The sequence below is a fragment of the Nocardia sp. JMUB6875 genome (genome assembly GCF_041154655.1).
In the GTDB taxonomy this organism is placed as follows: Bacteria; Actinomycetota; Actinomycetes; order Mycobacteriales; family Mycobacteriaceae; genus Nocardia.
On sequence record NZ_BAAFGR010000215.1, the window covers coordinates 1 to 11,017 of the forward strand.

An 11,017-nucleotide genomic window follows, 5' to 3' on the forward strand; every position below is an offset into this window, starting at 1 on the left:
GATCAACACATCCAGCACCGCCATCCGCACCAACCCCGGATCCTCGGCGTGCACCAGCGACACCGGATGCCCACCCGGATCCAACGCCCGCAACACCTCCCGGTAACCGGCCGGAATCTGTCCCACCGGGCACAGATCCACCAGATCCGGGCCGTGGCCGTCCTCGACCACGTCGATCCAGCGTTGCACCATCCCCGGCCCCAACGGGCCCTCCCGCAACACGGTTTCGGGAATCACCCCCCACCCCAGCGCCTGCGACACCAGATACGAGGCCACCTCACGCCCGGCCAGGGTGCCGTCCGGGAAATCCCACAGCGGCCGCTCCCCGCGCACCGGCTTGTACACCACCCGCAGCCCCTGCTCCCCGTCGGTCTCACAGACCAGGGTCACATTGCTGGCGGTGGTGACCTGCCCGATCACCGTCAACTCGGCGGTGTGCAGCGGGTCGCTCACGTCATTCCTCGTCGATCTCGGTGGCGCCGAAGATCTCGCCACGCTTGTAACCATTGGTGCGCACACACATGTGCCCGACCGGGGACAACGGTTCCCCGCACAACGGGCACGGCGGTCGGCCCGCCGCGATCACCCGCGCCGAGCGCAACGCGAACTCCCGCGCCTGGATCGGAGTCAGGAACACCCGCACCGCGTCGGGGCCCTCCTCGGTGTCATCGAGCACCACCGACTCGTCGACCTCGGTCTCGGTGATCGCCAGCAACTCCACCACCACCGCGTTCGCATCCGCGTCCCAGCCCAAACCCATGGTGCCGACCCGGAATTCGGCATCGATCGGCGTCAGCAGCGGCGCGGTGTCGGCCACATCGGCGGCCTGCGGCGGCACCGAGGTCCCGAACCGGCGTTGCACCTCGTCCAGCAGCAGACCCATCCGATCGGCCAGCACCTTCACCTGCTGCTTCTCCAACAGCACACTGACCACCCGCGGTTCCTGCACCGCCTGCAGATAGAACGCGCGGTCGCCCGGCTCGCCGACGGTGCCGGCGACGAAACGATCGGGGGTGCGGAAAATATGGATTGCTCGGCCCATTGCACCTCCATTCGGTTCACTCATTTATGAATCGGGGTGTTCCGCAACCCCATTATCACTACTGTCCGTGGTACCCGTTTCCCCACCGGGAACCGGCCCCGAGCGCGATTCGCCGCCGGTTCGCGGTGAAATCGCCGCCAACCCGGACAGATCCGGGCCGGTGTCGTTCACCCGCCAGACATACGGGGCGGTCGGGGTGTAGCGGATCACGCTGATCGAGGCCGGTTCGACCACGATCCGCTGGAAACCGTCCAGGTGCAGCCCGAACGCGTCGGCCAGCACCGACTTGATGACATCGCCGTGCGTGCACGCAATCCACAACACATCGCTACCATGCCGGGTCGCGAATTGCCGATCTCGTTCGCGGATAGCGGACACGGCGCGAAACTGTACCTGCGCCAAGGACTCTCCCGAAGGGAACACCGCCGCCGAGGCGTGGCGCTGCACCACCTTCCACAACGGCTCGCTCACCAGATCGGACAGGGCCTTGCCGGTCCAGTCGCCGTAATCGACTTCCAGCAGCCGCTCATCGGGTTCGGCCTCGAGCCCCAGCTTGTCCGCCAGCGGGGCGACGGTGCGCTGGCAGCGCAGCAGCGGCGAGCACACGATGTGCTCGATCGGCAGCGAACCCAGTCTTTCGACCAGCGAGTGGGCTTGTTCGCGACCACGATCGGTCAGATCGACACCGGCGCTGCGCCCGGCCAGGGTGCGGGCAGTGTTCGACGTGGACACGCCGTGCCGCAACAGGATCACCGTCACCGGGACAGCCTACCGACTAGGTCGCCGACACGACGCCGGTCGCCAGCAGCGCCATCACCGTCAACCCCAGCACGATCCGATAGCCCACGAACCAGTCCAGGGAATGCCGGGCCACGAATTTCAGCAGCCACGCCACCGACGCGTACCCCACCACGAACGACACGATGGTCGCCACCAGCAGCTGCGGACCCGACGCGTTGAGGCCCTCACCGGCGGGTTCGAACGCATCCGGCAGCGAGAACAGCCCCGAGGCCACCACCGCCGGAATCGCCAGCAGAAACGAGAACCGCACCGCCGCCTCACGAGTCAGCCCGCAGAACAGACCCGCCGACGACGTCGCCCCCGAACGCGACACGCCCGGGATCAACGCCAGGCATTGCGCGAAACCCATGATCAGCCCATCGCGGGTGGTGAGCAGCTCGATCGGGCGACGCCGGCGCCCGTAGGCCTTGCCCGAGTAGTACTCCGCCGCCGCGATCACCAGCGCGAACACGATCAGCATCGTCGAGATCAGCCACAGATTCCGTGCGCCGGTACGGATCTGGTCCTTGAACACCAGACCCAGCACCCCGATCGGCACGGTGGCGATGATCACATACCAGCCGACGCGGTAGTCCAGCGCCCGCTGCGTGTCCGGGTCCGGGCCGTAGGCGAAACGCCCGTCCTCGCTCAGCACCGGCAGCACCGTGGTGGCCCGCTCGTGCAACGGCACCGACTCCCGTTGCGGGGCACGCACTTTCCACCACAGCGTGGTGCACCACGCCACCAGGATGCGCCAGATGTCCTTGGCGAAATACACCAGCACCGCCGCCTCGGTGCCCAACTGGGTGACCGCGGTGAACGAGGCGCCCGCGTCATCACCGAAGAACACCGCCGAGGTGATCCGCAGATGCGCCGAGGAGGACACCGGCAGAAACTCCGTCAACCCCTGCACCAGGCCCAGCACCAGCGCCTGCACCCACGTCATCGACTCGCCCACACACCCTCCAGTCCCGAAAACTCGGCTCCCGCGCGACATTTCGCGCCCACGACATCCACCAGTCAACACCGTCGACCACGCCCGCCGCCCGGCCCACCCGGTCCGCGACCGTAACGCCGTCCCGGGCGCGCCATGGCGCAGCAGCGCCGCAACATCGCAGCGACCCTATCCGGCGATGTCCGACTCCGGACACGCATACGCGAATTCGGCAGACCCGCCGCGCTCGCCGCGGGCCATAGCGGGGCAGAAGCGACCGCTGCGCCTAGGCTGACGCGTGTGACGAAAGTGCAAGCGCGGTGATGGAACAACGCACGGTCGGCCGCAGCGGGCTGCGAGTCTCGCGGCTCGGGCTGGCCACCCACACCTGGGGCCGCGAAACCGACGCCGAGGACGCCGCCGCCCAACTCATGGCGTTCGTGGAAGCCGGCGGCACCCTCGTGGACACCTCCCCGTCCTACGGTGACGGCGCCGCCCAACACATCCTGGGCGAGTTGCTGTCCGAGATCGGGCGCGAAGACCTCGTACTGAGCGGAAACGCCGGATACACACCGATACTCAGCGACGCCGCCGCCGACGCACCCGCCGCCGTGCGCTGGACCGTCGACGCCTCCCGGCGCACCATGATGCGCCAACTCGACCACACCCTGGCCCAGCTGGGCACCGACCACCTCGACATCTGGTCGGTCGCCGCCTGGGACCCGCACACCCCCCTCGAGGAGATCGCCGACACCCTCGCCTGGGCCGTGCGCTCCGGGCGCGTGCGCTACGCCGGGGCCCGCGGCTACGACGGCTGGCAGCTGGCCACCCTCGCCGCCGCCGCGCCCCTGACCGCCACCCACATCCCCTACTCGCTGCTCGCGCGCGGGGTCGAACACGAATTCGTGCCCGCCGCACAGCATCACGGCATCGGCGTCATCGCCACCGCACCCCTGGCCGGGGGCATCCTCACCGGCAAATACCGCGACGGCGTGCCCGCCGACTCCCGCGGCGCCGACGAGGCCACCGCCGCCGAGATCAACGCCCGCCTCGACGAGAACGCCGTGCGCGTGGTCGATGCCGTCGTCACCGCCGCCGACGGGCTCGGCACGTCACCGTTAGCGGTGGCGCTGGCGTGGATCCGCGATCAGCCCGGGGTGGCGTCGATGCTGGTGGGGGCCCGCGATATCGGGCAGCTCACCGGAATCCTGGCCGCCGAGACCCTGGAGTTGCCGCGCGCGATCACCGCGGCCCTGGGAGACGTGAGCGCACGCACAGAATGAGCAAGGCTACCCTTACCGGCATGAGGTGTCTCGTGAATGCCCGCCCGGCCATCCGCACGCTGCTGATCATGCTGCTCGGAATCGGTCTCGTCGCGGGCGCCACCGCCTGCGGCAGCGGCACGAGCACCACCGGCGCACAGAAGGGGCCGGTCACCGCCAGCGTCGGCGACCTCGACCCGGTCCCGCTCAGCCCCGAACCCACCCCCGCGCTGCCGGTCACCGTGAAATCCTTCGACGGCAGCGAGGTCACCGTCACCGACACCAGCCGCATCATCGCCGCCGACCGCTACGGCACCCTCGCCCAAACCGTCGTCGCCCTCGGCCTGCGCTCGAAACTGGTGGGCCGCTCCAACTCCGCGGCCTTCCCCGCCGTCAAGGACCTGCCGACGGTCTCCTCCGGCAGCGGCACCCTGAGCGTGGAAGCGGTTGCGGCACTGCGGCCCACGGTGTTCCTCACCGACACCACCGCCGTTACCCCCGCCCTGCGCGACCAGTTGAAGTCCCTGGGCATCACCGTGGTCTACTTCGACTCCCAGCGCACCCTCGACGGGGTCGTGCCCCAGATCCAGGCCGTCGCCGACGCCCTCGGCGTCCCCGACGCCGGTAAGGCGCTGGCCAAACGCACCGGCGACGAGATCGCCGCCGCGACCGCCTCGGTGCCCCACCAGGATTCGAAACCCAAGATCGCGTTCCTGTACCTGCGCTCCACCGCCATCACCATGATCTTCGGACCCGGCTCCGGCGCCGAATCGCTGATCGCGGCCATCGGCGGCATCGACGCGGCCACCGCCTCCGGCGTCACCCAGGACTTCCTGCCCATCACCAGCGAAGCCATGATCGCCGCCGCCCCCGATGTACTACTGGTCATGAGCGACGGCCTCGCCTCCGTCGGCGGCGTCGACGGCCTCGAGAAGGTCCCCGGCATCGCCCAGACCCCCGCCGGGAAAAACCGACGCGTCGTCGACATGTCCGACGCCGTACTGCTGTCCTTCGGCCCCAACACCGGGCGCGTCCTGTCCGCCCTGGTCAAGGCCGTCTACGGCACCACCAACGCATGACCGATCCGCTACGCCCACAACCGGACCCGGCCACCGCCGAGACCACACGTCACACCGGAGCCGACACGCCCGCCACGGGCTCGGCAGCCGACGCGGCCGACCCTCCGGCCGCGGGGATCGAGAGCTCCGAACTGGAAGCGATTGCCGCCCAGCGGTTCCCGGCCAGCGTCGATCCGGAGCCGACCGGTCGGCACAGTCGCTCGCGCCTCGTTCTGATCTTCGCCGCGGCCCTGGCCGGGCTGGTGGTGCTGGCGCTGATCTCCGCCGGAATCGGGCAGGTGCCGACCAGTCCCGCCGAGGTCGCGGGCAGCTTCTTCCACAAGATCGGGCTCGATTGGGGTCCGCTGCCGCACCACCCAGCCGGATACGTGACCCTGTGGGAAGTGCGGTTCCCGCGCGTCGTGCTCGCCATCCTCGTCGGCGCGGCCCTGGCCACCGCCGGTGCGCTGCTGCAAGGCGTGTTCGCCAACCCCCTCGCCGAACCCGGCGTCATCGGCGTCTCGGCCGGTGCGGCGGTCGGCGCGGGCACCGTCATCGTGATCGGCGGCGCGTTCGCGGCGGCCTGGTCGGTGGCCGCGGGCGCGTTCGTCGCCGGGCTGGGCACCACCGCGCTGGTGTATCTGCTGTCGCGTTCGGGTGGGCGCACCGAAGTGGTGACCTTGATCCTCACCGGTGTCGCCATCAACGCCTTCGCCGGTGGCCTGATCTCGTTCCTGCTGTTCAAAGCCTCCCCGGCGGCGCGCGATCAGCTGGTGTTCTGGCAGATGGGCTCGCTCAACGGCGCCACCTGGCAGGCGGTCAACGTGGTGTGGCCGCTCACCTTGCTGGGCATCGCGGCCGCGTTGTGGATGGCGCCGCGCCTGGACCTGCTCGCGCTCGGTGAATCCGCGGCCCGGCATCTGGGTGTGGACGTGGAACGGTTGCGGCGCAACATCATCGTGGTCGTCGCCGTGCTGGCCACCGCCGGTGTCGCGTTCACCGGCATCATCTTGTTCGTGGGGTTGATCGTGCCGCATCTGGTGCGCATGCTCGTCGGCCCCGGCCACCGCGTGCTCATCCCGCTCTCGGCCATCCTCGGCGCCGCGGTCCTGGTCGCCGCCGACATCGGGGCCCGCGCGCTGGTGCACAACGCGGACCTGCCGCTGGGCATGATCACCTCGCTGGTCGGCGGGCCGTTCTTCTTCTGGCTGCTGCGCCGCACCCGCTCGCGCGCGGGAGGCTGGGCATGAACCGATTGCGTTCACTGGCAGGGGTTTTCGGACGCTCGACACAACTACCCGAAGCGCCCGAACCGGGCACGGTCACGTTGCATGCGCGCGGGGTGAGCGCCAAGCGCGGGGAGCGCACAGTCCTCGACGACGTCGACTTCCCGGTCATCGCCGGGCAGATCGTGGCCCTGGTCGGCCCCAACGGGGCCGGTAAATCCACGCTGCTGGCCGCCCTGGCCGGGGAACTCGAATTATCCGGCGGCAGCGTCGATCTCGACGGACACTCGCTGACCCACTGGACACACCTGGATATGGCGCGCCGACGCGCGGTGCTGCCGCAGTCGCATACCGTCGGATTCCCGTTCAGCGCCCGCGAAGTCGTGGCCATGGGCCGCTCCCCCTGGGCGCGCACCCCGCGCCAGGACGAGGACGACACCGCCATCGCCGCCGCCATGGCCGCCACCGACGTGCAACGCTTCGCCGCCCGCCCCTTCCCGGCGCTGTCCGGTGGTGAACGTGCCCGCGTCGCCCTGGCCCGCGTGCTGGCCCAGGACACCGCGACCCTGCTGCTCGACGAACCCACCGCCGCACTCGATCTCGGACACCAGGAGCAGGTGCTGCGCCTGGCCCGCGAACGCGCCACCAAGGGCGCCGCGGTCGTGGTGGTGCTGCACGACCTCGGGGTGGCCGCCGCCTACGCCGACCGCGTCGCCGTGCTCGAGAACGGGCGCATCGCCGCCGACGGGCCCCCGCGCGAAATCCTCACCCCGCAACTGCTCACCCGCGTATACCAGCATCCGGTCGACGTGTTCGACCATCCCGTGACGGGTGCACAACTGGTGCTGCCGGTTCGGGGCTGAGATACCCGAGCGCAGTCGCGTACTTCGGGTATGTGGCTGCGTAAAGGGTTGTGGGTGGGCCGGTTACAGCTGCTGCTGGCCCCACACCAGCCGCAGCGCCCCGTTGGCGAACCACACCGCGAACAGCACGACCCCGGCCACCGGCGTCCACGCGAAACCCAGCAGGATCGACGCCGCCCCGAACCAGAGCACTTCCAACAGCACCCGCCGCCACCCGGTTTGCGCGAACTTCGCGTCCTTGGCCGCCCCGAACAGCGCCCACACCACGATGAACACCGCCGGTGCCGCGATCGCCGCGACCACCCGCACCGCCACCGGCGCGGACACGGTGGCGCCCCACCAAGCGGCCGCGCCCAGCACCGCCAGCTCCAGGAAGAACATCAACGCCAGGTTCGCGCCCTTGAGCACGCTCATCGCCACACCAACTTCAACACCGCCGGAGTCAACAGCATGCGAATCACGGTGGCGTCCAACACCAACGCCGCGATCATGCCGTAGGCAATGTATTTCATCAGCACCAGATCCGAGAACCCGAACGCACCGGTCACCACGATCAGGATCGCCGCCGCCGAGGTGATCACCCCGCCGGTGTGGGCGATGCCGTAGCGGATCGCCTCCTGCGCATCCGCGCCGCCCGCGCGCGCCTCGGCCATACGCGACTGCAGGAACACCTCGTAGTCGGTGGACAGCCCGAACAACACCGTCACGATCAACACCAGCACCGCGAACATCAACGGGCCCGGTGTGAAATCGAACAGACCCGCCCCGTGTCCCTCCACGAAGATCCAGGTCAGCACGCCCAGCGTCGCGCCCATGGACAGCGCGCTCATCACCACCGCCTTGACCGCCAGCACCAGCGACCGGAACGCCGCGTACATCAACGCGATCGCCGCCGCCACCAGGATCGCGCCCAGCAACGGCAGCCCCTCGAGCAGGCCCTGGATCGAATCGCGTTCCAGCGCGGGCACTCCGGCCACCATCACCACCACCCCCTGCGGTGGCGGGATCGCGCGCAGTGCCGCGATCACGGTGTCGGCGTCGCGTTTGTCGGCCAGCCCGCTGGCCAGCACCGTCACCTGATCCTTGGTGGGCGCGGCCGGATCGAACGGGCCCGTCATCCACGGGGCGACCGCCTGGTTGGCCTGGTAGCGGATATCGGAGAGCTGCGCCGGATTCGCGCCCACCACCACCAGTTTCAGCGGTTCGGTGCGAAAGTGCGGGAACATGCGGTCGAAGTCCTGCTGCGCGACCCGCGCCGGATTGCCCGCCGCCAGATACCGCTCCGACAGGCCACCGAACTCGATGTGACGGAACGGCAGGATCAACGCCAGCAGCATCAACACCACCGGCACGATCACCAACCAGGGTTTGCGCATCGCGAAAACCGCCAGCCGCGAAAAGAATCCGGCATCGATCTGCTCGGCGGTGCGGATGCTCGCCAGCCGATGCCACCCCCACAGATCGATGCGGCGGCCCACGATCGACAACACCGCGGGCAGCGCGGTCACCGACAGCACCGCCGCCAGCAGCACCGAGGAGATACCACCCAGCGGCACCGAGCGCAGCACCCCGTTGGGGTAGATGAACAACGCGCCCAGGCTCACCGCGATGATCGCCGCCGAGAACAACACCGTGCGCCCGGCCGTGGCCACCGTGCGCGCCGTCGCCTCCTCCACGCTGCGCCCCGCGGCCAGCTCCTCACGGAACCGGGTCACCGCGAACAACCCGTAGTCGATGGCCAGGCCCAGGCTCACCAGAGTCACCACGGCCGAGGCGAACACATTGACCTGGATGTGGTTGGTGAGCAGCCGCATGATGCCTTGACTGCCCAGAATCGTCATGCCGCCGATGAGCACCGGCAGCAGTGCGCCGATCACCCCGCCGAACACGAAATACAGCAGGATCGCCACCAGCGGCAGCGCGATCAGCTCCGCCCGGTGGATGTCGTCCTGCATACCGGTGTTGATGCCCTCGACCACCGGCTGCATCCCCGCCAACTGCACCGTCGTACCACCCGGGCCCGAACCCGTTGCCCCGGCCCGGAATTCGTCCTTGATCGCCAGATAGTTGTTCACCGTGTCGGTGCCGCCGTCGCCGCGCAACCCGATGCTGGCGAAGGCGTGGGTGCGCGAGGCATCGGCGAACTGACCCATCAGTGCGCCGTCGAAATACGAGTCGATCTTGAGGATCCGATCCGGATGCTCGGTGCGCAGCCGCGCCAGCTCCGCGGTCACCGCGCTGCGCACCGGTTCGTCGTCGACGGTGCGCCCGGGCGGGGCGGTGTAGATCGCGATCAGATCCGCGTCGGTATCACGCCCGAAGGTCTGATCGGCCAGCTTCGAGGCGGCCACCGACTGGCTGGATTCGTCGAACCAGCCCTCCTGGGTCAGATGATCCCCCAGATCGCGCCCATAGAACCCGGACATCAGCACCACCAGCCCGAAGACCGCGAACACCACATACCGGAAGCGGTGGATCGCACGCCCCCACCGCAGGGATCCGGCCTCGAGCATCAGCCGCAGGCCGCGGTCTTGTAATCGGCCGAGCGCAGGATCCCGCACAGGTCGGTGCGCGAGATCTTCCAGCGCCCGTCCTTGAACACGAAATGCACCACCGTGGTGCGCACATTGGTCCCCGACCCGTCCTTGTCCAGGCTCAAGGTCGCGGTCAGGGTGCCGTCATGGTTGTCGAACACCGGATCCTTGACCCCGTACACCGCGCGCGGATTGTCGGCGAGGGCCTTGTACATGTCCGGGATCGCGTCCTTGAACGCCTCGCCGTCCTCGATCAGCGCGGTGCGCTCGGCATCGGGCAGATTCGGGTCCAGCGCCGACTTGATCTGCTGATCCAGTTGCGCCGCCGTCGGAATCGCGGGCCGGGCCGCACTGGTCTGCTGTGCCGCGGAGGACGAACTCAGCGCCGCGTACGCCGAGGAGCGCGCCTGGGCCACCTTCGACTCGTCATCGCTCCCGCCGCACCCGGCGAGCGACGCGCCGAACACGGTCAACAGGAGGGCGGCGGTCACCGGTCGTCGAAGTCGCATCAACATCCTCGTCAGCTCGAACTGCGGTTGTGTGCCGTTAGTTTGTCATGGCGTGCGCGCGACAGTGATTCCTGTGTCACAGACACCCCGGATGGGTACCCGGGTTCACATGCCGTCGATCACCGCGCCCAACCGGCCCAGCAGCGCCCGCACCGTCGTCGCCTCCCGAGGTTGGGCGGCCGCGACCGGTCCGGCCTGCGGAATCAGATCCCGCACCAGCGCCACCACGCTGCGCTCGTCATCGAGATCGATATCGGTGACCGGGGCCAATGCCACCGCCTCGATGTCCTCGGGGCCGGGTACAGCGGTCTCGAGATCGGCCCGATAGATCTCGAGGGTCAAGGTCGCGCGGTGGGTCCGGAACGCGAACGAGCGCCCGTCCGCGGTGATCCCGAACCCGTGCGCGTAACGACCCACGGTCACGTCCTCGACGGTGAACCCCGGCGGGTGCTCGGCTACCAACACATCTCCCTGTTACAGCCCTGTTTTGTCTTCCACGGTAACCGCCGTCGCCGACAGCGCCACCGAAACCCCATGTCACATCATGCAAATCGGCATCGGATGCAACGATCACGATCACGGCGCGCCGCCGCGAAGACCCCCGCTTGCTCGGCGTCGTGGCGCACCATGGTCAGATAGGGAAGCACGCATGATTTCGTCGGTCAGTTCGGTCAGTAAGGAGTTCGCTGCATGCGCCGTCGCGGCTGGATCGGTTCAGCCCTCGCGGGTGTGACCGTGGTGACCCTGCTGGCGGGGTGCTCCTCGCAGGAGAGCAACGCCGACAACCCCACTCGCGAACCCGCCACCCC

At 69.0% G+C, this 11,017-nt stretch carries 12 protein-coding genes; 4 read left to right on the forward strand and 8 right to left on the reverse strand.

The annotated features are described in order from the left end of the window. The 4 genes from ACAM49_RS35065 to ACAM49_RS35080 form a co-directional block, all read right to left on the reverse strand. Positions 1–507 (reverse strand): SCO1664 family protein (locus tag ACAM49_RS35065; protein ID WP_369639837.1); only part of this gene is annotated, 507 nt, incomplete at its 3' end. Continuing rightward, a complete protein-coding gene (locus tag ACAM49_RS35070) occupies positions 455–1,042 on the reverse strand; it encodes a DUF3090 domain-containing protein (protein WP_040808531.1) in 588 nt (195 codons plus the stop codon). The genes ACAM49_RS35070 and ACAM49_RS35065, both read right to left, overlap by 53 nt. 24 nt (positions 1,043–1,066) lie before the next feature. Next, positions 1,067–1,801 (reverse strand): histidine phosphatase family protein, encoded by a 735-nt coding sequence (locus tag ACAM49_RS35075; RefSeq protein WP_369639838.1) that lies wholly within the window; start codon positions 1,799–1,801, stop codon positions 1,067–1,069. Positions 1,802–1,817: 16 nt separating this feature from the next. After that, on the reverse strand, positions 1,818–2,819 hold the full coding sequence (locus tag ACAM49_RS35080; RefSeq protein WP_369639839.1) for an undecaprenyl-diphosphate phosphatase: 1,002 nt from the start codon (positions 2,817–2,819) through the stop codon (positions 1,818–1,820). A gap of 260 nt (positions 2,820–3,079) precedes the next feature. Between ACAM49_RS35080 and ACAM49_RS35085 the strand changes: the two genes are divergently transcribed. Genes ACAM49_RS35085 through ACAM49_RS35100 form a run of 4 tightly spaced genes read left to right on the forward strand, consistent with a single transcriptional unit; the run spans position 3,080 to position 7,165 of the window. Next, the gene (locus tag ACAM49_RS35085) at positions 3,080–4,039 is read left to right on the forward strand and encodes an aldo/keto reductase (RefSeq protein ID WP_369639840.1); all 960 of its coding nucleotides are present in this window, start codon (positions 3,080–3,082) and stop codon (positions 4,037–4,039) included. A gap of 20 nt (positions 4,040–4,059) precedes the next feature. Further along, positions 4,060–5,097 carry a hemin ABC transporter substrate-binding protein gene (locus tag ACAM49_RS35090; protein ID WP_369639841.1) on the forward strand — a complete coding sequence of 346 codons (1,038 nt, stop codon included), beginning with the start codon at positions 4,060–4,062 and terminating at the stop codon, positions 5,095–5,097. Next, positions 5,094–6,326 carry a FecCD family ABC transporter permease gene (locus ACAM49_RS35095; protein WP_369639842.1) on the forward strand — a complete coding sequence of 411 codons (1,233 nt, stop codon included), beginning with the start codon at positions 5,094–5,096 and terminating at the stop codon, positions 6,324–6,326. The genes ACAM49_RS35090 and ACAM49_RS35095 overlap by 4 nt, the downstream gene beginning before the upstream one ends. Continuing rightward, positions 6,323–7,165 (forward strand): heme ABC transporter ATP-binding protein, encoded by an 843-nt coding sequence (locus ACAM49_RS35100; RefSeq protein ID WP_369639843.1) that lies wholly within the window; start codon positions 6,323–6,325, stop codon positions 7,163–7,165. The genes ACAM49_RS35095 and ACAM49_RS35100 overlap by 4 nt, the downstream gene beginning before the upstream one ends. Before the next feature lie 63 nt (positions 7,166–7,228). Here ACAM49_RS35100 and ACAM49_RS35105 read toward each other — a convergent pair whose 3' ends face one another. The 4 genes from ACAM49_RS35105 to ACAM49_RS35120 form a co-directional block, all read right to left on the reverse strand. After that, complete coding sequence (locus tag ACAM49_RS35105) at positions 7,229–7,579, reverse strand: YrdB family protein (RefSeq protein WP_369639844.1); 351 nt, start codon at positions 7,577–7,579, stop codon at positions 7,229–7,231. Beyond that, positions 7,576–9,678 carry an MMPL family transporter gene (locus ACAM49_RS35110; protein ID WP_369639845.1) on the reverse strand — a complete coding sequence of 701 codons (2,103 nt, stop codon included), beginning with the start codon at positions 9,676–9,678 and terminating at the stop codon, positions 7,576–7,578. Before ACAM49_RS35110 ends, ACAM49_RS35105 begins: the two co-directional genes overlap by 4 nt. Next, positions 9,678–10,208: a hypothetical protein gene (locus ACAM49_RS35115; protein ID WP_369639846.1), complete on the reverse strand. Its 531-nt coding sequence runs from the start codon at positions 10,206–10,208 to the stop codon at positions 9,678–9,680. The genes ACAM49_RS35110 and ACAM49_RS35115 overlap by 1 nt, the downstream gene beginning before the upstream one ends. Before the next feature lie 105 nt (positions 10,209–10,313). Beyond that, positions 10,314–10,670, reverse strand: coding sequence for a hypothetical protein (locus ACAM49_RS35120; RefSeq protein WP_369639847.1), 357 nt, complete (start codon positions 10,668–10,670; stop codon positions 10,314–10,316). Positions 10,671–11,017 lie beyond the last annotated feature (347 nt).